Annotated in this window: 18 protein-coding genes; 7 read left to right on the forward strand and 11 right to left on the reverse strand. The window is 51.8% G+C overall.

Features of this window, described 5'->3' with window-relative positions; all coding sequences use genetic code 11:
- Positions 1 to 39: 39 nt before the first annotated feature.
- Entirely contained in the window at positions 40 to 1,365 is a 1,326-nt protein-coding gene (gene rclA, locus ACU8YC_RS10635) for a reactive chlorine resistance oxidoreductase RclA (protein ID WP_151218698.1), read from the reverse strand.
- A gap of 235 nt (positions 1,366 to 1,600) precedes the next feature.
- Between rclA and rclR the strand changes: the two genes are divergently transcribed.
- Positions 1,601 to 2,455: a reactive chlorine-specific transcriptional regulator RclR gene (gene rclR / locus ACU8YC_RS10640; RefSeq protein WP_151218697.1), complete on the forward strand. Its 855-nt coding sequence runs from the start codon at positions 1,601 to 1,603 to the stop codon at positions 2,453 to 2,455.
- 661 nt (positions 2,456 to 3,116) lie between these two features.
- Here the strand turns inward: rclR and ACU8YC_RS10645 are convergent.
- The 4 genes from ACU8YC_RS10645 to ACU8YC_RS10660 all read right to left on the reverse strand — a co-directional run bounded on the left by ACU8YC_RS10645 (position 3,117) and on the right by ACU8YC_RS10660 (position 9,403).
- Positions 3,117 to 6,260, reverse strand: coding sequence for a CusA/CzcA family heavy metal efflux RND transporter (locus tag ACU8YC_RS10645; protein WP_151218696.1), 3,144 nt, complete (start codon positions 6,258 to 6,260; stop codon positions 3,117 to 3,119).
- Between the two features lie 11 nt (positions 6,261 to 6,271).
- Positions 6,272 to 7,564, reverse strand: a complete 1,293-nt coding sequence (locus ACU8YC_RS10650) for an efflux RND transporter periplasmic adaptor subunit (protein WP_446895319.1) — start codon at positions 7,562 to 7,564, stop codon at positions 6,272 to 6,274.
- Positions 7,565 to 7,640: 76 nt separating this feature from the next.
- On the reverse strand, positions 7,641 to 7,988 hold the full coding sequence (gene cusF, locus ACU8YC_RS10655; protein ID WP_151218694.1) for a cation efflux system protein CusF: 348 nt from the start codon (positions 7,986 to 7,988) through the stop codon (positions 7,641 to 7,643).
- Between the two features lie 32 nt (positions 7,989 to 8,020).
- Positions 8,021 to 9,403 (reverse strand): efflux transporter outer membrane subunit, encoded by a 1,383-nt coding sequence (locus tag ACU8YC_RS10660; protein ID WP_187252858.1) that lies wholly within the window; start codon positions 9,401 to 9,403, stop codon positions 8,021 to 8,023.
- Positions 9,404 to 9,598: 195 nt separating this feature from the next.
- Between ACU8YC_RS10660 and cusR the strand changes: the two genes are divergently transcribed.
- The 4 genes from cusR to ACU8YC_RS10680 all read left to right on the forward strand — a co-directional run bounded on the left by cusR (position 9,599) and on the right by ACU8YC_RS10680 (position 12,942).
- Entirely contained in the window at positions 9,599 to 10,282 is a 684-nt protein-coding gene (cusR, locus tag ACU8YC_RS10665; protein WP_151218692.1) for a copper response regulator transcription factor CusR, read from the forward strand.
- A complete protein-coding gene (locus ACU8YC_RS10670; RefSeq protein ID WP_187259397.1) occupies positions 10,272 to 11,723 on the forward strand; it encodes a Cu(+)/Ag(+) sensor histidine kinase in 1,452 nt (483 codons plus the stop codon). Before cusR ends, ACU8YC_RS10670 begins: the two co-directional genes overlap by 11 nt.
- A gap of 122 nt (positions 11,724 to 11,845) precedes the next feature.
- Positions 11,846 to 12,055 (forward strand): hypothetical protein, encoded by a 210-nt coding sequence (locus ACU8YC_RS10675; RefSeq protein WP_187253028.1) that lies wholly within the window; start codon positions 11,846 to 11,848, stop codon positions 12,053 to 12,055.
- A gap of 83 nt (positions 12,056 to 12,138) precedes the next feature.
- Positions 12,139 to 12,942, forward strand: a complete 804-nt coding sequence (locus ACU8YC_RS10680) for an MBL fold metallo-hydrolase (protein ID WP_187252860.1) — start codon at positions 12,139 to 12,141, stop codon at positions 12,940 to 12,942.
- Positions 12,943 to 13,010: 68 nt separating this feature from the next.
- On the opposite strand, the gene ACU8YC_RS10685 is transcribed toward ACU8YC_RS10680, so the two are convergent.
- Together ACU8YC_RS10685 and ACU8YC_RS10690 are read right to left on the reverse strand one after the other, a co-directional pair.
- Complete coding sequence (locus tag ACU8YC_RS10685) at positions 13,011 to 15,455, reverse strand: trimethylamine-N-oxide reductase 2 (protein ID WP_187252861.1); 2,445 nt, start codon at positions 15,453 to 15,455, stop codon at positions 13,011 to 13,013.
- Between the two features lie 20 nt (positions 15,456 to 15,475).
- The gene (locus tag ACU8YC_RS10690; protein ID WP_151218688.1) at positions 15,476 to 16,570 is read right to left on the reverse strand and encodes a NapC/NirT family cytochrome c; all 1,095 of its coding nucleotides are present in this window, start codon (positions 16,568 to 16,570) and stop codon (positions 15,476 to 15,478) included.
- 529 nt (positions 16,571 to 17,099) lie between these two features.
- On the opposite strand from ACU8YC_RS10690, the gene uspF reads away from it, so the two are divergent.
- Entirely contained in the window at positions 17,100 to 17,528 is a 429-nt protein-coding gene (uspF, locus tag ACU8YC_RS10695; RefSeq protein WP_187252863.1) for a universal stress protein UspF, read from the forward strand.
- Between the two features lie 354 nt (positions 17,529 to 17,882).
- Here uspF and torD read toward each other — a convergent pair whose 3' ends face one another.
- The 3 genes from torD to torC are packed head-to-tail and all read right to left on the reverse strand — an operon-like array spanning position 17,883 to position 22,202.
- Positions 17,883 to 18,497, reverse strand: coding sequence for a molecular chaperone TorD (gene torD / locus ACU8YC_RS10700; RefSeq protein WP_151218687.1), 615 nt, complete (start codon positions 18,495 to 18,497; stop codon positions 17,883 to 17,885).
- The gene (gene torA, locus ACU8YC_RS10705; protein ID WP_252837977.1) at positions 18,494 to 21,034 is read right to left on the reverse strand and encodes a trimethylamine-N-oxide reductase TorA; all 2,541 of its coding nucleotides are present in this window, start codon (positions 21,032 to 21,034) and stop codon (positions 18,494 to 18,496) included. Before torA ends, torD begins: the two co-directional genes overlap by 4 nt.
- On the reverse strand, positions 21,024 to 22,202 hold the full coding sequence (gene torC, locus ACU8YC_RS10710) for a pentaheme c-type cytochrome TorC (protein WP_151218685.1): 1,179 nt from the start codon (positions 22,200 to 22,202) through the stop codon (positions 21,024 to 21,026). Before torC ends, torA begins: the two co-directional genes overlap by 11 nt.
- Positions 22,203 to 22,333: 131 nt before the next feature.
- Between torC and torR the strand changes: the two genes are divergently transcribed.
- On the forward strand, positions 22,334 to 23,026 hold the full coding sequence (gene torR, locus ACU8YC_RS10715; protein WP_446895320.1) for a two-component system response regulator TorR: 693 nt from the start codon (positions 22,334 to 22,336) through the stop codon (positions 23,024 to 23,026).
- Here the strand turns inward: torR and torT are convergent.
- Positions 22,999 to 24,024 (reverse strand): TMAO reductase system periplasmic protein TorT, encoded by a 1,026-nt coding sequence (gene torT, locus ACU8YC_RS10720; RefSeq protein WP_446895321.1) that lies wholly within the window; start codon positions 24,022 to 24,024, stop codon positions 22,999 to 23,001. The two genes, torR and torT, sit on opposite strands and share 28 nt — an antisense overlap.
- Positions 24,025 to 24,086: the final 62 nt, after the last annotated feature.

A 24,086-nucleotide genomic window follows, 5' to 3' on the forward strand; every position in this document is an offset into this window, starting at 1 on the left:
GCCCCACACAGGTGGAGCAATCATGCAGCTACATTATTATTATTTTACGAGAGAGAAGAGATCGTTGAGTGATTCACTCATACTCGGATGCGTAAATATTTGATCGCGCAGTGTGGTGAAAGGCAAACCAGCATCCATAACGGTCTTAATAATATTAATCATCTCATGAGAATCCACGCACAGCAGGGATACGCCTAATATCTGTTTCGTTTCGCTATCTACCACCGCTTTAAGTACGCCACGCGTGTCATTCATCACCCGTGCTCGCGGGATAGCCGCGACAGGCAGAGTGACTACCTGTACCACCGCGCCGCTGGCGCGAGCTTGCTCTTCGGTCATCCCCACGCGGGAAAGCGGCGGGGTCATGAAGACAGAATACGGTATATTTTGACGATCGCCGGTGTGACGTAACCCCTCGCCTAACAAGTTATCACGTACAATACGGAAGTCATCCAGCGAGATATAAGTAAATTGTAATCCCCCCGTCACATCGCCCATGGCCCAGATATTGTCTGCCGAGGTACGCAAATATTTATTCACCACAATAGCGCCGTGTTCGTTGACATCCACACCCGCGTTTTGCAACTGTAGATTTTCAGTCGCCGGTTTGCGGCCAGATGCCACCAGCAGCGCATCCACAGTCTGAGCCCCTTCCGGCATTTGCACCTGCACCTCGCCGTCGTGGGATGAAACCGCCTGCACCCTTGCATTGAGGATAATCTCAACCCCTTTGTCGCGTAAAATGTTAGCGATAGCTTCGGCAATATCCCGATCTTCGCGCGCTAAAAACTGTGGCGCAGCTTCATAAATGGTGACCTTGCTGCCGAAGTTGGCAAACATTGAAGCGAATTCGACACCAATATACCCGCCGCCCAAAATCCCCAAACGTTCCGGACGGTGCGTCAAATTTAACAGCCCGGTGCTGTCAAACACGCCAGGTGTGGTCGTTAAACCGGCCACGTTCGGCATCGTTGCCTGCGCACCGGTATTAATAAAGATCTTCTCACCGCTTAGCTCAAGCTCGCCGGTTGGCTGCATGACCCGCACTGTATGGTTATCAATGAATTCTGCACGACCTTCAATCACATCCACGTTTTCCAGATCGGCAAGATTATGGAAGTTTTTATCACGCAGAAAGCTGACAACAGAGGCCTTGCGCTGCATCGCCGCGGCAAAGTCATGCTGAAGTTCAGCATCGTGTACCAGGGTTTTGGTTGGAATACAGCCGATATTGATACATGTTCCGCCATACATGGTGTTTGACTGTTCAATAATCGCCACTCGCCAGCCCGTTTTCGCCAGGGTAGCCGCCAGCGTTTTACCCGCTTTGCCAAATCCGATAACGATCGCCTGATACTGATTCATGCTGTCTCTCCGCCATGTCACTGTTCGTTTGTTGAACTGAATTATAGGTTTAGCGATGCAGGAACAATGTATCTATAACGCGCCAATTACTGTCAGATCGTCTAAAACACCTTTTTTTCGCTTCCACTCAACTCTGCGAGGAAATAAGATAATCACATAAAGATATTAATAAAATTATGAATAACATATTTTTCTCATCTTTATCAGCAACAACAAAAACTGCCCAGGAGTCTTTATGGATGCACTTAGCCGATTACTTACGCTTAACGACCCGCAGGGCTCGATAGATCAAAACTGCCTGCTGAGCAGGGACTGGCAACTACCTCATGCAGCGGGTGAACTGTCCGTTATTCGCTGGCATACGGTAACCCAGGGATTCGCTCAACTGGATATGCCTGACGGAACATCTTCCACGTTACGCCCTGGAACAATAGTCATTCTGCCGCAAAACTCCGCACATCGGCTGTGTCAGACAGGGGAAGAGCAAACGCATATTGTCTGTGGGAGCCTGCGATTACAGACATCTTCACGCTATTTTTTAACCGCGCTTCCGGAAGTATTATTACTGGCGCCTGAGGAGAACAGCCCCGTCAGCCATTGGTTGAAGGCCATGATTGCGCTATTGCAGGAGGAATACATCAACAACCTGCCTGGCTCCAGCATCGTTTGCAGCCAGCAATGCGCGACGCTGTTCGCATTAACTGTTCGCGAGTGGCTTGCCCAGTCGACCCCTGCGAAAAATGTGCTGAATTTACTGCTGCACCCCAGGCTGGGAGCCGTTGTATTCATGATGCTGGAGTCACCAGCTTTTGCCTGGACCGTCGAAGAACTGGCAAAACGTGCACACATGTCGCGGGCCAGCTTCGCACAGCTATTCCGTGAAGTATCAAACTCCACGCCGCTGGCGGTGTTAACCGCGCTACGCCTGCAGTTCGCCGCCCAGATGCTGTCACGTGGTACACAGCCGTTGATCGTGATTGCCGAGTCGGTGGGTTACGCCAGCGAATCGTCATTTCACAAAGTCTTTTTACGGGAATTTGGCTGCACGCCGGGCGAGTACCGCAAACGCGTGAAAGCGTTGGCGGCATAACGCAACGCCTGCTTCGGCAGTAAAACCGAGGCAGGCGAGTAATGCCAGTTAGTTAAACATTACAGGGAACATGTGATTCCGGCTCAGGGTTCCGTTCACCTTATGTGTGTCATTTCTCTGAGGCACTGATACCCGTGAACGAGCAAGGGAGGCTCACCTCTTACGGGGCCAGCGCAAGCGCTGTTCAAAATTGCTCCCGGCAATTTTGTCATTCGTCTTATGCCGTCTGCCTGTCGGGTTGGGGTCATCGCTGCAACGCTCTGACTTCCAGTTAAATCTGCGTTGCTGTTCAGATATATTCAAATAAAAATACAGGTGGTCAGGTGTGGGCTGGTCCGGCTGAAAATTGCCGACGTGTTTCCGTAAGGCCGGGAGAGCCAGCATGGATGCTGGCTCAGGGCGCGTTTTGCAGGGACGCTACCTCGCGCCCGGCCCGGTAGCCTGGAGGAATAAGCGGAGGGTATTGCGTAGCAACAATTTTCCCGCCGGGAGCCGGGATTGTTAAGGGTACGGCGATGGTACCCTTAACACGTTCACTGGCAGTATGGTTTCAGAGAAGTGAAAAACATAAGGTGAACGTAGCAATGCGACGGAGGCAACAGATTCATTACCTCCGGTTCATTAACTGATAAGTATTAAGGCAGGCGAGCACTTCATGGCATTACTTTTGGCCGCGATGCCTGTGCAGCCACATCAGCTTATAAGCGGCCGGAATAATGAACAGTGAGAGCAATGGTGCGGTGATCATGCCGCCAATCATCGGCGCGGCTATGCGGCTCATGACTTCTGAGCCAGCTCCCGTCCCCCACAAAATAGGCAGCAGACCCGCAATAATTACCGCCACGGTCATCGCTTTCGGACGCACACGAAGCACCGCACCGTGATATAACGCCTCATCCAGCTTATCTGCAGTAAAGGTTTGCGGATTCTCCAGCGCGGGTTCGGCTTCAATGGCGTGGCGCAAATACATCAGCATCACCACGCCAAACTCTGCAGCGACGCCGGCCAGGGCGATAAATCCGGTTCCGGTCGCAACCGACATATGGAACCCCATCCAGTAGAGGAACCAGATCCCCCCCACCAGCGCAAAGGGCACGCTGGTGATAATCAACAGCGCTTCGCCAAAGCGGCGGAAAGCCAGATACAGCAGGACAAAAATAATCATCAGCGTCATCGGCACCATCAATTTGAGCTTATGACTGGCACGTTCAAGCAGCTCGAACTGCCCGGAAAACGCCACGCTGGTCCCCGGCTTTAACTGTACGTTTTCAGCGATCGCTTTTTTCAGATCGTTCACTACCGAAACCATGTCACGATCGCGTGCGTCGATGTAAATCCAACTGGTGGGTCGCGCATCTTCGGTTTTCAACATCGATGGACCTGAAACCACCGTCACATCTGCAACATCAGCCAGCGTGATTTGCTGCTTCATGGGCGTCAGGATCGGCAGAGTACGCAGCGCTTGCGGATTATCGCGATAGCTCTGCGCATAGCGAAGGTTAATCGGATAACGTGCAATCCCTTCTACCGTTTCGCCGACCATTGCACCTCCGACCGCTGAGGTGACAAACAGTTGCACTGCGCCGACGGTCATGCCGTAGCGAGCCGCTTTCTCCCGATTAATATCCACATTGATATAGCGCCCCCCGACCAGGCGCTCAGCAAGCGCAGAAGAGACGCCCGGCACGGTTCTGGCCACCTCTTCAATTTGTTCTGCCGTGGCGTCGATATCAGCCAGAACGTTACCTGACACCTTTATCCCAATGGGGCTTTTGATGCCGGTAGAAAGCATGTCGATACGGTTACGAATAGGCGGAACCCACAGATTCGCCAGCCCCGGCAAACGCACGGTTTTGTCGAGTTCGGCGATAATTTTGTCCATCGTCATACCCGGACGCCACTGCTCCTGCGGCTTCAGTTGGATCGTCGTTTCAACCATTTCCAGCGGTGCGGAGTCCGTTGCCGTTTCAGCCTTACCGGTTTTACCAAACACGCGCGCCACTTCCGGCACGGTCATGATCAGCTTATCGGTTTTTTGCAGCATATCCGCCGCCTGCGCTGCCGAGATCCCCGGGAGGGTTGAAGGCATATACAGCAGATCGCCTTCGTTAATTTGTGGCAGGAATTCACCGCCGACTTTATTCAGCGGGTAGATAACCGTAAGTATTGAAAGCACCGCCACCAGAATGGTGGTCTTGGGCCAGTGCAATACCTTCAGCAATAGCGGGTGGTAAATACGGATCAGGAAACGGTTAAGCGGGTTGCTGCTTTCTGCAGGTATTTTTCCGCGGATCCAGAATCCCATCAGGATCGGAATAACCACGATGGCCAGAAACGCCGCACCTGCCATGGCATACGTTTTGGTGAACGCCAGCGGGCCGAACAGTCGCCCTTCCTGCCCCTCCAGCGTGAAGATGGGGATAAATGACAGGGTAATAATCAACAGGCTGATGAACAGTGCCGGACCAACCTCTACTGAAGCGTCGGTAATCACCTTCCAGCGCGTTGCATTATCCAGTTTTTCATCCGGATGCTGATGCCCCCATTCTTCCAGCCGCTTATGGGCGTTTTCAATCATCACGATGGCGGCATCAACCATCGCCCCGACGGCAATGGCAATGCCCCCCAGCGACATGATATTGGCGTTCAATCCCTGGAAATGCATCACGATAAACGCGATACACAGCCCCAACGGCAGGGAAATAATCGCCACTAATGCCGAACGCAGATGCCACAAGAACAGCGCGCACACCAACGCAACAACGATAAACTCTTCCAGCAGCTTGTAGCTCAGGTTATCAATGGCGCGATCGATGAGCTGGCTGCGATCGTATGTTGTAACTATTTCTACGCCTTCCGGCAGACTGCTTTTCAACGTGTCGAGTTTGGCTTTAACCGCGGAAATAACCTCACGCGCATTTTTACCGGACCGCAGAATAACCACCCCGCCCGCCACTTCGCCTTCGCCGTTCAGTTCGGCAATCCCACGGCGCATTTCCGGCCCAATCTGCACACGCGCCACATCACGCAGGTAAACAGGCACACCATCGGCCCCGGTTTTCAGGACGATATTATTGAAATCATCAAGCGTTTGTAGATATCCACTCGCGCGGACCATATATTCCGCCTCAGCCATCTCGACAGACGAGCCGCCCGCTTCCTGATTCGACGTGTCCAGCGCAGACTTCACCTCCGCCAGGCTAATACCATATTGCGTCAACTTCATGGGATCGATAACGACCTGGTACTGTTTAACCACGCCGCCTACCGAGGCCACCTCAGCCACGTTAGGAATCGTTTTTAACTCATATTTTAAAAACCAGTCCTGCAGAGAACGTAATTCTGCCAGGTCATGTTTCCCGCTGCGATCCACCAGCGCGTACTCAAAAATCCAGCCGACACCCGTGGCATCCGGTCCCATTTCCGCGCTAACGCCTGTCGGTAATTTTCCCTGCACCTGGTTGAGGTACTCGAGGACGCGCGAGCGTGCCCAGTAAGGATCGGTGCCATCCTCGAAAATGACATATACGTAGGAATCGCCAAACTGCGAGAACCCACGCACCGTCTTCGCGCCCGGTACCGACAGCATGGTGGTAGTCAGCGGATAAGTAACCTGATTCTCGACAATTTGCGGCGCCTGTCCCGGATAGCTGGTTTTGACGATCACCTGCACATCAGAGAGATCGGGCAGCGCATCAACCGGGGTATTGATGATGGTCCAGGTTCCCCAAATACTGAGAAACAGCGCCCCCATCATCACCAGAAAACGGTTTGCCACCGAACGGCGGATAATCCATTCAATCATTTATCATATCCTCAGTGTGAATGGGTCGCCTGGGCTGGCATTGCGGCTGCGTCTTGCGCACCACTGTTCTGCGCACGCATGCGGTCCAGTGCGCCGGAGATATTCGCCTCGGAATCAATCAGGAACAGACCGCTGGAGACCACTTTTTCACCTTCAGTCAGACCTGATCGAATAGCAGTAAGCCCTTGAGAATTATGGAATACTGTAACCTGTTTCGGCACAAATCGACCGTCGTTATCGACGGTGATCACCCGCTGCTCGGTGCCAGTATCTATCAATGCCTTAGAGGGAATTAGCAACATCGGTTCGCTTTGCGTTTTCAGTTGCAGGTAAGCATTCATCCCCGGTTTGAGCGCCTCGTCAGGATTATCGACCTGTAAACGGATCTGGAGCGTACGCGTGGTAGCATCAACGCTGGGTAAGATACTCCACTTGCTGATGGTGAAAGGCTTATCCGGCCAGGCGGGCACAGTGATGGTAAATTGCGAGGCGTCTTTAATCAGCCACGCGATGGATTCCGGAACCGACGCGCTGACCCAAACCGGATCCATCCCCTGAATTTTCGCAACCACATTGTCTTTGGAAATGTTCATTCCGGTACGTAAATCGAATGCGGTGATCACCCCATCAATGGGGGCTTTCAGGGTAAAGCGAGTCTGAATTTTACGTGTCGATATTAAGCGCTGGATATCCGCCTCAGGCATACCGGCCAGACGTAATCTCTCCAGAATCCCTTCCAACTGCGTCGCACTGCCGCCGGTCTCTCGCAGCAATAAATATTCGCTCTGTGCCTCAACCCAGTCAGGGATCGTCAGGTCGATAAGCGGCGCACCTTGCTTAACTTTGTCACCCACGGTTAGCGGGTATACCTTCTCGATAAAACCTGCAGAGCGAGCCTGAACAATAACGAACTGGTATTCGTTGTAGCTTACGTTAGCCGGGAAAGTTTGCGCATAGTGCAATGGCCCACGACGCACCGGTTCAGTTTTTAGCCCTAAATTCTGGGTCTGAGTGGGGTCGATGCGCACACCAGTCGCTGACACGCTCGCGGTCTCTTCATCGGCATATTTCGGGATCAAGTCCATATCCATAAACGGCGATTTACCCGGCTTATCAAAGCGCGTATTCGGATACATGGGGTCGTACCAGAACAACACTTTTCTGTCTTCTTTTTGCGAAGTCTGCCCGGTTTCAGCCGTTATTTTTGCTGATGAATAATAAGTATAAATACCGACAGAAATAACCCCACCGGCAATCATGCTGGCGAGAATAAGCGCGGTATTTTTAATCGTTAAAGACGCCATAGTGATTTCCATTGCGCGATAGTCTCACCCGCATTACGAAGAATCCGGGCAAGAATAAAAGAGACCTACGGGAACGTTATTTACTGATATGAATATCGCGTAGCACAGAGAGATTACCCTGCTGAATAAACGTAAACGCCACCTTATCGCCGGACTGAATATCGTCAGCTTTAGTGTCAGCAACCAGCGTGAAACGCATGGTCATGGCCGGCCAGTTCACTGCCGGAATAGGGTCATGTTTAATCGTGATTTTTTTACTTTCCATATCAACAGATTCAACCACCCCAGTGGCGCTAATGACCTGTTCCTGTTGAGCTGCTGGCTGCATACTCATCATCTCTCCATGTTGATGCTCATTGGCCTGAGCGTTAAACATGACCGCAGAGAAAAGGCTAAACAACACGGCTTTGGCAGTAGTATTCATTATTAATGCTCCTGAAAAATTAATATTAAGGATTACTCCACCCAACCGCCGCCTAAGGCAGCAAACAGCTTAATTTCATTAACCTGCTGGGCGTAATTAAGATCGAGCAGCGATTGCTGCGTGGCGAATAAAGAACGTTCGGCGTCCAGGACTTCGATATAACTAACCGCACCATGTTGATAAAGCGCTCTGGCGCGTTGCAGCGTGATTTGCAATGACTGCAGATAACGCTGCTGGCCGCTAATTTGATCGGCAATGCTTTGGCGCAACGCCAGCGCATCCGCCACCTCTTTAAATGCGTTCTGTATTTTTTGTTCATAATTCACCACCGATTGCTGTTGGCGAATTTCAGCGAGGTCGAGATTGGACTGATTACGTCCGGCGTTAAAAATGGGAATATCTATTTTGGGGACAAAATTCCACATGCCGCTGGCGGCATTAAATAGGCTGGAGAGATCGCTGCTGCTACTGGACACAGAACTGGTCAAGGTTATTGACGGGAAAAACGCTGCCCGTGCAGCGCCGATATTGGCATTCGCCGCCATTAATCCGTGCTCTGCTTCCAAAATATCCGGGCGCTGCAACAGTATTTGTGACGAGAGCGATGGTGGCAGCGTTACGGGTTTAATATCCCCGTGGCTGCGCATCTGGTCGTTGGGTAATTTCCCGTATGTGCCCAGCAACAGTTGCAGCGCGTTGTTCGCCTGCGCCAGTTCGCCTTTACGCTTCGCGATTTCGCTGCGTGTGCTTTCAATCACGCCCCGCGCCTGTTCCAGCGCCAATACGTTGGTGCTGCCGGTTAGCAGTTGTTTCTCCACAAAAGCGTAAGAACGCTGATAGTTTTGCAGCGTTTCCTCGGCAATTTTAAGCTGCGCATACGCCAGACGCTGATTGAAATAACTTTGCGATACATTGGAGATTAATGAGATGTGTACTGCCCGACGCGCCTCTTCGCTGGCAAAGAAGTTCTGTCGCTCGGCTTCACTCATATTCTTCAGCCGACCAAAGAAGTCCAGATCGAAACTGAGATTCAGCCCGGCCTCGAATTCTTTCTTTGTGCTGGTATCGCCTTTTAATTTACCGCTGTAAGTACTGCTGGAACCTGCCGTTATTTGCGGGTAGCGATCGGCGTCCGTGACCCCATATTGCGCTCTCGCCTCCTGAACTTTCAGCACAGCCATACGTAGATCGCGGTTGTTGACCAGCGCCTCGCCAATCAGCGCCTTTACCTGTGAGTCAACGAAGAAAGTCCGCCACCCCGTGTCCTGATATCCCATCGGTGCAGAAATCAGGGCATTCTGGCTCAAGGAGAATTGTTGCGGTACTGGCAACGCCGGGCGCTGATATTCTGGAGCCAATGAACAACCGGCGAGAATGAATATCGCGCTGAGGGTAAGAAGCTTAAATTTGCTCATAGTTCTTCTCGTCCTGACCGGACTGATGACCCTGAAATAAGTGGGAATTTATAGTGTTGTACTTTAACGAAACGACTCTGTTTAAGCGGTGACAGGAAAATGACAAAACTGTCATTTTCCCAATAACCGTTTGCTATCCGATCCCGCATCCCTAGAATTGAAAGTCCGCACACCCTGTGCGTGAAGGAGAATACGATGAAGGTTTTGATAGTCGAAGATGAGAAAAAAACCGGTGAATACCTGACGAAAGGCCTGACGGAGGCGGGTTTTGTCGTGGATTTAGCGGATAACGGCCTGAACGGGTACCATCTTGCGATGACCGGCGATTACGACCTGCTCATACTCGACATCATGCTGCCGGACGTAAACGGCTGGGATATCGTGCGGATGCTGCGTTCCGCCAACAAAGGGATGCCCATTCTTCTTCTCACCGCGCTGGGCACCATTGAACATCGGGTTAAAGGTCTGGAGCTCGGCGCGGATGATTACCTGGTTAAACCGTTCGCCTTCGCTGAGCTGCTGGCGCGGGTCAGAACGCTGCTGCGCCGGGGCGCGGCGGTGATCGTCGAAAGCCAGTTTCAGGTCGCAGATTTAATAGTTGATCTGGTGAGCAGAAAAGTCATCCGTAGCGGTACACGCATCACCCTGACCAGCAAAGAGTTTACCCTGCTTGAGTTTTTTCTGCGCCATCAGGGGGAAGTGTTACCCCGCTCGCTGATAGCCTCCCAGGTCTGGGACATGAATTTTGACAGTGATACCAATGCCATCGACGTCGCCGTGAAGCGTCTGCGCGCCAAAATTGATAACGACTTTGAGCCAAAACTGATTCAGACCGTGCGCGGTGTGGGCTATATGCTTGAGGTTCCCGATGCGCGGTAAACGATGGCGACGCCCTTTTTCGCTGGCAACACGACTGACCTTTTTTATCAGCCTGGCGACCATCGCTTCATTTTTCGCCTTTGCATGGATAATGATCCACTCTGTTAAGGTCCATTTCGCCGAACAGGACATTAATGATTTACAACAGATCAGCGCCACGCTGGAGCGAATTATTAACCAACCCAATGAGCCAGAATCACGTCGTCTGGAAACGCTAAAAAACGTGGTAGCAGGTTACTCGAACGTCATTATTTCGCTGGAAGATAGCAATCAGAAGGCTATTTTTCATTCGCCCAATGCCCCGGATCTCCGGCAATTTATCGCCAGCGCAAAGCCGGATAAAAATGCCCATGTCAGTGATGTTTTTATTATCTCTGGCCCAACGCTACAAACATCCCAACATCTTCATGGACAGAAAACGTCGTCGAACTGGCGAATGATTCGCCTGCCGGTAGGACAGCTTGCTGATGGAAAAGCGGCGTATACGCTGTATCTGGCGTTATCGATAGACTTTCATTTGCACTATATTAACGACCTGAAAAACAAACTGATTATGACGGCATCGCTAATTAGCATGATGATTGTTTTTATCGTGCTGTTCGCCGTGTACAAAGGTCATGAACCGATCCGTAACGTCAGTCGCCGCATCCAAAATATCACCTCGAAAGATCTCGATGTGCGTCTCGATCCGCAGGCTGTGCCTATTGAACTGGAACAACTGGTCAGTTCGTTTAATCACATGATCGAGCGTATCGAGGACGTATTTAAACGTCAGTCGAATTTCTCGGCGGATATTGCCCATGAGATCCGCACCCCCATCACCAATCTGGTCACACAAACGGAAATTGCGCTCAGCCAGACCCGCAGCCAAAAAGAGCTGGAAGACGTGCTGTATTCCAATCTCGAAGAATTTGGTCGTATGTCGAAAATGGTCAGTGACATGCTGTTTCTGGCGCAGGCGGACAATAATCAGCTAATCCCGGAGAAGACAGCGCTGAATCTGGCTGATGAGGTGGGGAAAGTGTTCGACTTTTTCGAAGCCTGGGCAGAAGAGCGCGAGGTCGGCTTACGTTTTGAAGGACGCGCATGCTGGGTTTCAGGCGACCCGTTAATGCTACGCCGGGCGGTGAGTAATCTGCTTTCAAACGCCCTGCGCTACACGCCAAAAGGCGAGTCGGTCACCGTGCGAGTGAAAGACGCGGATGGCCAGGTCCAGATAGTCGTGGAAAATCCCGGTCCCCCAATCCCCCCTCAGCATCTCCCACGACTCTTTGACCGATTTTACCGGGTAGACCCTTCACGCCAGCGTAAAGGTGAAGGCAGCGGTATTGGGCTGGCGATTGTGAAATCAATTGTCATCGCCCATCAAGGAAAAGTGGCTGTCACCTCCGATGCCCGCTCCACCCGCTTTATTCTGACGCTACCCAAGCACGCAGTATAATTCCTGGTGATGACGTTTCGGCGTCATCCTTATTCTCTGACACAACCGTCATAATCCTGTCACGTCACTGACTGTCCTCGCTCTTTATAATTTCTTCCGTAAACCCATACAGGAGAAATATGATGAACAAGATATCCTCTTTTTTCGCTATCGCGTTTTTTATCTCTGCTGGCGTTAATGCAGCAGAAACGTCACCCCACGCACAATCATTCTCACAAATGAATGAACATGAAAAAGCGATGGTAGTACATCAGTCGATGAATAATGGTCATTCCTATGCCCATGAGCAGCAGGCGGAAAAACACCGCGCACAGGCAAACTGTGTGCAGTAACAGATAACGCTAAAGAGCGCTGCGATCACAGCGCTCACAATAACCCTGAGCTAAAGTATGCCGTTTTAATACTGGAGTCAGATGTGGCTTTAACCCTCACGGTATTGCTTGAAAACCGGCGCGCGACTGGCGCAGATAAATCATTACGGGCAAAGCCTGGACTCAGTCTGTTGGTTCAGGATAAAACCACCACCATACTGTTTGATACCGGGCCGGACGACAGCTTCATACTTAACGCCGCGCAAATGGGGGTTGATTTATCGCAGCTTGACGCCGTGGTGCTTTCGCACGGCCATTACGATCATTGTGGCGGCGTGCCGTGGCTTGCGGATAACAGTCGTGTTATTTGCCATCCTCAAATCGCCTGTGAGCGTTACGCCTCAATAACTCTTGCGGGAACGCCGCGAAAAATAAAAAAACTCTCCCGCGATAACGACTACTCTCGACTTGTGATGGAATACACCCGCAAACCATTGGCTATTAGCGATCGATTTTTATGGTCCGGGGAAATTAGCGTTCCCACTCCGCAGGCCTATGGCGTTATTAGTGAGAAAACGCCTCAACCGGATTACATCAGCGATGAAGGCGTATTGATTTATAAATCTGAACGCGGATTAGTCATCATTACCGGCTGCGGGCATCGGGGAATTGAGAATATCGTACGCCATTGCCAAAACATCACCGGCGTTAACAAAATTTACGCCGTCATCGGCGGATTCCATTTACGCGCAGCCTCCCCCGCTAAACTATGGCGGACGCGAAAGTTTATTAAGCAACAGCAACCGGAAAAGCTGCTCGGCTGTCATTGCACCGGTTCGTGGGGACGCTTGTGGCTACCGGGATCTGACGCCCCGGCAACGGGAGATGTCATTGTGCTGGCAGAGTAACGACAGTAAACATTGCCAAAGCAGCAATAAAAAACGGGAACCTTTCGGTTCCCGTTTATCAACCACCATTACATAGTGACGATTGCGGGTTCATCAAAAACAGTGAGTTTTGGTGCTTCACCGGTGAATTTTTCTGCGTATACCAGACTGGTATTCCCCGCACAGCCATTCGCCAGCCTTGACGTCGGGATATCCGCCGTCAGCACGTTCGCGCCGCCGTTTTTGCAGATGCCGTTTTCGATATCCGGCCAGGCGCCTTCATGGATACAGATGATTCCCGGTTTGATGCCATCACTGACGTGGGCGCCAACCAGCACCTGGCCACGCGCATTCCATACGCGTACCAGATCGCCCTCAACAATGCCCCTGGCTTTCGCATCATCCGGGTGAATTGTTACCGGCTCCCGATCAGCAATCGCGTACTCTTTACGCAACGACGCGTAGTTCAACTGACTGTGCAGACGATGTGCCGGATGCGCCGTCAGTAGCTGCAGCTGATCCTTATCCGCCGTTCCTTTCCACTCATCCGGTTCAATCCATGACGCATGCGGCGGGCAGTCTTTGTACTGATAGCCTTCAATCGTTTTCGAGTAGATTTCTATCTTACCACTCGGCGTTCCGAGTGCATTCATCACCGGATCGCTGCGGAATTCTGCGTAGCGCACATATTTGTTGTTCTTTTCATTCTCACGCATTTCAATCAGTTTGTTCTGCTCCCAGAACGCATTGAACTGAGGCATGGCGACGCGCTGGGCACGGGCGGCTTTTTGCGCGACATCATAGAACTGCTTCAGCCACGCCATTTCGTCTTTGCCCTCGGTATAAACCGCTTTTCCTCCCGGCTTGAGCATCTCAGACAGATCGGCAAATACGTCAAAGTCGCTACGTGCTTCAAACTGCGGCGCGATGACCTGCTTCATCGGTACCAGATGCTGGTTACTATAGTCACCGGTCATGGTCAGATCGTTGCGCTCGAACGACGTGGTGATCGGCAGAACAATATCGGCGTGTTTGGCTGCTGCGGTCCAGTAGCACTCAGAGATGACAACCAGCTCAGGCTTCTGCCAGGCTTTGATTAAGCGGTTGGTATCTTGATGATGGGTAAAGTTAGCGCCGCCCGCCCACCAGATCATTTTGATATCCGGGAAAGTTTGCTCTTTACCGTTATGCTGATATTTGCCGCCAGGGTTTTCCAGCGCTTCAACAATTCGCGCTACCGGCAGGCTGGTCACCGCATCGGAAACCGCCCAGTCGTTGCCCGCTGATGACCCGCCTTCAATTTTGGCGGAGATGGCTGGCAATACCCCACCGGTGCGTGTTGGGTTACCGCCGTTGGAATAGTGATACGAGAACCCGAAGCCGCCGCCTTCGGTACCAATTTGCCCCAGCATCGCCGCCAGCGTTACCAGCATCCAGTGTTTTTGCTCACCATATTGCTGGCGCTGAATCCCCCAACCCGCCATGAGCATCGTTTTATTGCTGGAGAAAATTTCCGCCAGCTTCTCCAGTTGCTCAGCGGGTACGCCGCACACGCCGGAAGCCCACTCGGCGGTTTTCTCTATTTTGTCGCTCTTGCCGAGTAAATACTCTTCAAACTGCGGGTATCCGGTGGTGTATTTTTCCAGGAAGGCTTTGTCGTGGAGATTTTTCTTCACCAGTGTATGGGCGATCCCCAGCATCATCGCCACATCGGTCCCCATATGTGGCGCAATCCAGGTGGCATTATCACCAAAGAATTCGATGGTTTCAGAACGCATCGGGTCGATGGCAATGACACTTTTGCCTGATTTTTTCAGCAGATTAAAGTATTCAATCCCCTGTTCATCCGTGCTGCTCCAGGCAATCTTGAGGGTGTTTAGCGGGTTCATCCCCCACAGCACCACGACCTGACTGTGCTCTAGCACCATCGGCCAGGTGGTTTGCTGCTCATAAACTTCAACCGATCCCACAACGTAAGGCATGATCACCTGCGCGGCCCCGGTTGAATAATCTCCGGTATGACCGGCGTAGCCACCCGCCATGCTCATATAGCGTTGCAGTAAGGTTTGCGCTTTATGCAGAACCCCGCTGGAGCGCCAGCCATAAGAACCGGCAAATATTGAGGACGGGCCATAGCTGCTACGGATCCGGCTATGCTGCTCATGAATGAGCTTCAGCGCCTGCTCCCAGCTAACCCGCACGAAGGGATCGTTTCCACGTTTACCATCCGCTTTACCCGGGTTTTCCAGATAGCTTTTGCGCACCATCGGATATTTTACGCGGATATTGGTATGGACCTGATCCGGTGCGGTTTGCTGTAGCGAGTTCGGCACCGTCTTAGGCAATGCACCTTTTGAGGAAACCACTTTGCCGTCTTTTACTTCTACGTATACCGCGCCCCAACGGGCTGCCGTCAGGATCGCTCCGCCATTTTGACCTTCGGCCCAGGCTGGCATTGGGATCACCGAAGAAATCGCCATTGTTCCGGTTGCCGCGCCAGCCGTCTTGATAAAGTCACGTCTTGTGAGTTTCATGATTTCTCCTGATTTATCGCTTATTTATTCATGTCTTTAGCGTTGTACTGGAAGTAACGGCTCAGGATATCCAGTTCGTTTTCACTGATATTGGTACGAGCACCCATCCCTTTTGCCACTGAAGGCCAGGCGTTGAGCGTGAAATGATTCGCCGGAATTGGCGCATGACAGCCCGCGCAGTACACATTGTCGAGTTTGCGTGCGTAATCCCACATAGGCTCGCGGCTGGCGAGGGCCGAACCGCTCCATTCGCCCTGCAGCACGACATCTCGCCAGGCATTACCGTAATCATCTTTTTTCCAGTCGGAGAGAATCTTCAGCGACTGCTGACCTTTTTCACTCAGGCTGGCAAGAATCAAACGCTGTCCTGCCGCGTAGTAAATGACCTGTTCACTTCCCTGCATCTGGCTACCACGAATCTCAACCAGTCGCGTATTGTCCGTTGTTTTCAGAACCTGCATTTGTGTTGCCGGGTAAACGGTTCCCAGATCGCCCAGCGCGGTATTGCTTACGGCATAAAGCTCAGTTGCCGAAGCTGGAGTGGAGGCTGACTGCGCTTCAAGCCCTTTGAGCGCGCTGTCATCCATTTTGACTTCGGGTGGGAAGTGGGCGACCCCTTTGTGGCAATCAATACAGGTTTGCTTTTCTGTGATGCCCATTTTGTGCATTTTCTGGGCATCCGCACTCTGTGCGGCAAGGTCCATCGCGTCCATGCTGTGACAGCTCCGGCAGGTCGCAGAATCACTTGCCTTAAGCTGGGCCCAGACGGTTTGCGCCATCTCCAGACGGTGTTCTTCATATTTTTCCGGAGTATCGATCTTTTTGGTTATGAACTGATGGTAAACATCTTTTGAGGCCCGCAGCTTAGCCACCAGGTAGTCCAGTCCCCCTTGCGGGATATGACAATCCGCGCACTCTGCGCGAATGCCTTTCTGATTCTGGAAGTGAACCGAGCCGGTATATTCCTCATAGGGGGCCTGCATCGTATGGCAAGACAAACAGAATTCCGTGCTCGAAGTTTTGTGTAATGTCCATTGCCCAGCCAATACAATAATGCCCCCCAGAACAACGCACAGCAGCATCGTCCAGAGGATTGTTTTATTTATTTTTCTCATCTTTTATTCCCACAAGACGAATACCCTTTTATAGGTAGACAATAATTATCCAAAAGCAGCTGCTTATTGATATTCATCAACTGAAGAGAGAAATGAGAATTAGCATGCGGTTAAGTTTGAAGGGACTCGCATATTTAATGAGAACGAAATGCAAATACCAAATTTAGTTTAAAATCAGAATTTTAATCTACACTTAAGGTTTATTAATCTATTGATAATTAAAAAATCAGAATAAAAGATGGATGGCTGTGTAGCGTCGATAAAATTCTCCCCTTAACAATACTCGTTATATAATTAAATATATAATGAAGGGAAGTAAAAAACGCCCCCCTTTACTATTTAGCAATCGTGAGTGTTAAAGAAAATATTCATCTTGCGGTTTTGATCAGACATACATCGCGCCAGGATTTGCGGCACATATCTTTCATTGAAACACATTTATGCACCTAACCTTGATCTGGTCACTTATTATACAGAAACAACTTTCGCTACACTCAGGGGAGAGGTAAACAAACAGGAGGTAGTGAATATGTATCGCTCAATTCTGGTGCCCATTGATATCTCTGAAACCGATTTAACCCGCCATGTTGTTCCACAGGTCCAGGCGCATGCCAAAACCGCGAAGGTCCACTTTTTAGCCGTTATTCCTACCGTTCCGTTTTATGCCTCGCTGGGGCTGGCCTATTCAACTGAATTCCCGGATAGAAGTGGTCTGCAGGCCAAGGCAAGCGAAAAACTTGAAGAGATTGTTAAGCAGTTCAATATTCCTGCAGGCAGGAGTCAAACTCATGTCGTTTACGGCCCGCCAAAGGATCAGATCCTCAAACTGGCGGAATCAGTAGACGCCGAGCTTATTATCATCGCCTCACATAAACCCGGTTTTAGCACTTATCTGCTGGGTTCAACGGCAGCAGCCGTGGTACGCCATGCGAAATGTCCGGTGCTGGTTGTGCGGTGAGATGAGTAAAATGGGAGCGAATGTGCTAATGCCATTCAGTTCACGAAGATGAATGACCCTGGAAATAACTGAGAGTGGAACAGACGTAACGAGGTCATCGCTTCAACGCCCTGATTTCCAGTTAAATTTGTTTTGCTGTTCAGCGATTTTCAAATAAAAGCGTAGGAGGTCAGGTGTGGACTGGTCCGGCTGAAAATTGCCGACGTGTTTCCGTAAGCCCGGGATTGTTAAGGGTACGGCGATAGTACCCTTAACACGTTCACAGGCAATTTCGTTTCAGAGAAGTGAAAAACATAAGGTGAACGTAGCAATACGACGGAGGCAACAAATTCATTACCTCCGGATATGCTGCTCTCAGCTCTGATTATCCAGCCTGACCAAAGCCAGCAACAGCTGACTTAGCGCGCCGTAAAAACCAAAGGCATCATACCGACAGCATTTGGCGGTGAAGTCCGGTAACCAGCGTAACAACCCCGTCAGCGTCTCTCTGCGTAACGCATCAACACGCTGAGGGTTTAGCTCCGACTCTCCCAGAGAAAAGTGCAAATGGCTCAGCAATTCAATAAAAATAGCCACATGATCGGCTGACTCACTAAACGCATCGCTTACCTGCATGCCCGCATCGGATAACAGTTGTTTAATGACTCCGTAGTTCGGCCCGCCTTCAAGATGAGCCGACGCATAGGGTAACGCCGCGTGTTTATCCGACATCAGGAACAGGCTGCAAAAATCAGCCGCCAGTTCCAGAGTGGCGTCTTCACGCGCCTTCAGCACAGCAATTTTTTCCTCCAGTAAAAGGACCTGTGCCTCAAGCAACGGTTCAACTTTTAACACCGCGAACCAATCCGCCATTTCGCTGGACTGTAAAAGCGCCAGGCTTTCATCGTCACGCTCCCGGGAAAACAGCTGCGCCAGCCAGGCGTACACGCAGGCCATTTGTTCTGTTGTCAGGGAAGAGTGTTTCGTCATGACGTCACCTTCTCTGCCGGAACATATTCGCACTGCGCCACCATTTTGATCGGGCCGCTGAACGCCGTCACGTTATCCACTTTGCCGGTGTATTTCTCAATTTCCACCAGCGTAGTATGGGCGCTGGTCGCCTGCGCCAGCTGAGACGTGCCGATATCGATCGTTAACACGTTCGGATTGCCGTATTTACACAGCGCTCCGGTTTCCCCGCCGTTATCAGGATCGTACCACGCACCTTCATGAATACGCGCCACACCCGGCGAGTAGAGGTCGGAGACAACCGCCCCGGCCAGTACTTGTCCACGTGCGTTAAACACACGGACAATATCGCCATTGTGAATTCCTCTGACGCTGGCATCCTGCGGGTTGATAAACACCGGCTCTTTACCACTTACCGCATAATGCTTACGCAGCGCTTCAGACTCACAAAGCTGCGAGTGCAGACGGAAATCCGGGTGCACGGATTGCAAATGCAGCGGCCAACGCTGCGAACCGGGTCCACCGTGTGAGCGTTCGATTTTCTCGAACCACATCGGATGCCCCTGGCAGTCGTCATACTGCATATCGGCAATGGTTTTGGAGAAAATCTCGATTAAACCGCTCGGCGTGCCGAGCGGCTCAAGGTCGGGATCTTCGCGGAAGGCCTGATGACGTACAAACATCTGCGGATGTTCGAATTCAACGTACTCTTGCTGATTCCAGAAAACATCAAAAGCCGGAAGATGAACACCACGCCCTTTCCCCTGCTGGCTTCCTTCCTGCCAGATCCGTTTCAACCAGCCCATCTCATCCAGCCCTTCGGTGAACGCTTCTTCACGATTAAAACGGCGGCAGAGATCGCGGAAAATATCGAAATCATTACGCGCTTCAAATTGTGGCTGCACCAGCTGTTTCATGGCGATAATGCCACGGTTGGAGTGGTTGCCATACTGGTCGAGATCGTTACGCTCAAACTGGGTCGTCGCGGGCAATACGATGTCAGCGAATCGACAAGTCGAGGTCCATTGATTATCAATGGCGATAACCGTTTCCAGCTTACGCCAGCCCTCAATAATACGATTGATCTGCTGGTGACGATGGAAAGGGTTGGTCCCGGCAAAAACGCACATCTTCAACGGCGGCAACTTGACGGTTTTGCCGTTCCAGTTAATGTTTTTGCCCGGCTCCAGAATCGCATCGATAAAACGCGCGATCGGGATGGTGCTGCTATAGCCCTTATAATCGGTGCTGTCATGCACAGGAGGCACGGTGGTGGAGCCAGAAAAACCGCTCAGGATAATCCCTTTACGCCCCGGCGTTCCCGCACCGTTATAGTGCCAGCCAAAGCCAAAGCCGCCGCCGGGTAAACCGATTTGTCCGAGCATCGAGGCCAGCACCACGATCATCCACGCCCACTGTTCCCCATGCTGCATACGCTGGACGCACCAGCCGGCGATAATCTGCGTTCTTCCGCTCGCCATCTGCCGCGCCAGTTCACGGATTGTGTCGGCATCGATACCACATAGTTTTTCCGCCCACTGGGCATCTTTAGGCTGTCCGTCACTGTCACCCAGCAGATAAGGCAGAAACTGCTCAAACCCAACACAGTAGGTATCAAGGAAATGTTGGTCGTAGAGCTTCTCGGTATAGAGCGTATGTGCGAGCGCCAGCTGTAGCGGCACATCGGCCTGCGGGTTCACGGCAATGTGCTTAACCTTGTCGCGGCCCAGATAGTCATGCGTTGAGGTGACGACCGGGTCAACGCTGATGACCGAAATCTCACCACGCGCTACCTTATCCTTCAGTTGCTCGTAGTATTCATAGACATCATGATCCGGACACCACCAGTTCGCCTGCTGGTTTTTAATCAGATCGGAGCCCCACAGCACAATCGTTTTGCTGTTTTGCAGCACCAGCGGCCAGGAAGTCTGCTGCTCATATACCTCCATTGACCCTACCACGCGCGGCAGAATGACCTGAGCCGCACCGGTAGAATAGTCGCCCCCAGTGCTCACGCTGTTACCATGCAGCGCAATGGCACGTGCCAGCATCCCGGAAGCATTGTGGAACATGCCGGTAGATTGCCAGCCGCTGGCTGTTAGCAGCGCGCTTGGGCCATAGGTCTTCTGAATGCGTTCCAGCTCCTGGTAGAAGAAATCCAGCGCTTCATCCCACGAAACGCGCACAAAGCGATTATCTCCACGCTGCGTGGTATCGCTCTGATGACGTTTACGCAACCAATCAACGCGGACCATTGGATAGCGAATACGCGCGTTACCATGCACGTGATCCGGCAGTCCAGCGATCATTTTTGACGGATACTTATCGCGTTCAAACGGTTTGGCCTCAATAAACCGACCATCAACTACGGTGGCGCGGATTGCCCCCCAGTGAGATCCGGTCAGGATCCCCTCTTTTACGCCAGCGCCCTGCACCTCTGCGGCGTTGGCGCTACGCGGTGTGAGCAGAGAAGGTCCTAACATACCGGCTACAGTCAAACCGCCCAACTGCAGCAGAAAACGTCGGCGAGAAGCCTGAAAGAGATCGTTATTTTTCATTGCTTTCTCCTTTATCGCCATGCGGCTTTTCCGAGGTGTCAGAGGCATTCATCTGCAAGTATTTCAGCAAGGTACGTTCTTCACGTTTGTCCAGACTGGTAAAGCCAATCATGCCGTTCAACGTGCCAATCCAGCCGTTGGCGTCAAAATGCTCTTTCTCAGGCGCGCCGTGGCACTGATTACAGGTTCCGTTATAGAGCGAATCGGCATAAGCCCAGATAGGCTTAATGTCGTTGACCATATCGCCCTTCTGCATCCAGGCAGTGGCCTGCAGCTTGCTCCATTGCGTGTTCGTTTCTGCAACGGTGGTTTGCTCCAGCGTTTTCACGTGCTGTTGGATGTCGCCGCGAATAGAGGCCACAAAAATGCGCTTGCCCGGCAATTGCGCCAGCACGCGCTGACGTCCGTCACTCTCAGTCCAGCCCACAATTTCAATTTGCAGCCAGTCGCCGTCACGCTTTAACACTTTCACTTCCGAAGCGGGCAGCAGTGAACCTGCAGGTTCTTTATCACCCTTGGCGGCATAGATAGGTTTGATGTCCAGAGAGTAGAGCGTATCGCCGTCGTCGTTTGCATTGGCGCGTAACTGGTCAAACTGCTTGCGGAAACCGCTGCTCATATCGGGAAGCTGATGCGCAATACCTTTATGGCAGTCGATACAAGATTGATTATCCTTAGCCGCAATCTTCATCTGGCGCGCGGCTTCAGGATGCTGTTTCGCATGATCCATCGCGTCATAGTTATGACAGGAACGACAAGTTGCGGAGTTGTTCTCCTTCATTCGCGCCCATTCACGCTCCGCCAGCTCGGCGCGCTTGGCCTCGAATTTTTCAGGAGTATCAATAGAGTGGGCAACAAAGGTCTGGTAAATATCGTTACTCGCTTCCAGCTTACGTTTCACCATGCCTGGGATATCTGATGGAATGTGGCAATCATGACACTCTGCGCGCACCCCGGAGGCATTCTGAAAATGCGCTGACTGTTTATATTCTTCGTAAACCGGCTGCATGCTGTGGCAACTCACGCAAAATTCGGTTGAACTGGTTAATTTAATACCCACGTGCGGCAAGACGATCAGCGCGATACCGACCACAATCCCGATGACCACCAGCGCTAACACTGACCAACGTGCGCTCGGTCTGAGCAGCGCCCTCCATAGTTTCCGCATAATAGCCCCTGTATTTTTATGGTTTAGTTACAGAGGATCTTATTTCGCAAATATGAACGGCAACACTGGTCATGATGAATGGCTTACGGCACAATGTGAACAGATATGAACAGAAAGAGACAGCAAACAGGATGTCGCATCACATTGTCATTGTTGAGGATGAGCCCGTTACACAGGCACGGTTACAGGCCTATTTTGAACAGGAAGGTTATCAGGTCTCGGTCGCAGCCAGCGGTGCTGGCCTACGTAAAATCATGTCGCAGCACGCAGTCGATCTCATTCTGTTAGATATCAACCTCCCGGATGAAAATGGCTTAATGCTAACCCGCGCTCTGCGTGAACGCTCGACGGTGGGGATCATTCTGGTGACGGGTCGCTGTGACCAAATTGACCGTATCGTTGGCCTGGAAATGGGGGCCGATGATTATGTCACTAAGCCGTTGGAGCTACGTGAACTGGTGGTACGGGTGAAAAATTTGCTTTGGCGTATCGACCTTGCCCGCCAGGCGCAACCGGAGACCAAAGACAACTGCTATCAGTTTGCCGGATATTGTCTGAACGTTTCCCGCCATACCCTGGAACTGGGCGATGAGGCAATCAAACTCACCCGCGCCGAGTATGAAATGCTGGTCGCTTTTGTTACCAATCCAGGGGAAATTCTCAGTCGCGAACGTTTACTGCGCATGCTGTCAGCACGACGGGTAGACAATCCTGACTTACGCACCGTGGACGTACTGATCCGCCGTTTACGCCACAAGCTGCGGGCTGATTTACTGGTAACGCAGCACGGGGAAGGCTACTTTTTAGCAGCTGACGTGTACTGATACACAGGACGGAATCCGCCGGGTGACAGCGAGTGCTTAATATGCTGGCTGTCGGCATTTTTCGGGGTGAGTATCAGGATCGGTGGGCTGATATTTTCCGGCACCGGCTGCCCTTGTAACACCCTGATGGCCTGTTGAATCGCCAGTTCACCTTGCCAGACCATTTGATCGCTGGCAGCCATAATGATTCTTGCGCGTTTAAGCCCGCGATACACCTGATGCGAAAGATAAAATGAGACAACGGTTAACGGCGCGCCCTGATTGCGCCTCTCCCCCATCGCCGCTTCCGCAGCAATAGCCGTACCCGCAACCACGTCGACATCCGGGTGACGCTCCAGCATCTCCTGCAACAGGTTGCGCTGAACTTCAATATCATTGTCTCCCAACGCCACATCCACAATCTGCACCTGACTGCCAGCAATCGCCTGGCGGAATCCATCCACCATCTCACGACTGCCTCCGGCATCATCAGGCCCAGGCAATAATAAGACCTTTAACGGTTTGCCCGCGCTCCACTTAACCAGATAGCGGCCTGGCTTGTAACCCATCTGGAACCATGGAACCCCAACCCGGGCTTTTACCGCCGCGTCGTGGAGAGCATTAACCACCTCAATAACCGGCAGCGTACCAACCTGCGCCTGCAAATCCGGAAAAGTCGTTGTGCTGCTGCCCAATAAAATGGCATCCGCGCCCCATTGCTGGCACTGGGCGATTTGTGTTTTTTGTGTGTCGAACTGGCGATACCCTCCCGCCTCGAACACCTTCAGGCTTACTCCATATTTTTTTGCCGCCTCAAGCATGCCGTAATTCACGGAAAGCCAGTAGGAATCCTTCAGGCTGGGATATAACGCGCACAGTTTCCAGACTTTGCTTGCAGTAAGGTCCGTCTGCGTCGCCGAGACTGCCTGCCGGGTGTCCTGCCAGCGCAGCAGTGCGGACCCGGCCGCATGACTTAAGCCGGGAAAAAGTGTGATCAGCAGGAAAACCAATACGCGCATGATAGCCTCAACATTGATAAGGCTTTATCCTAGTTGCATTCCTCTTTCGGACTCAACCTTTT

It is taken from the genome of Citrobacter sp. VF227 (assembly GCF_052950715.1).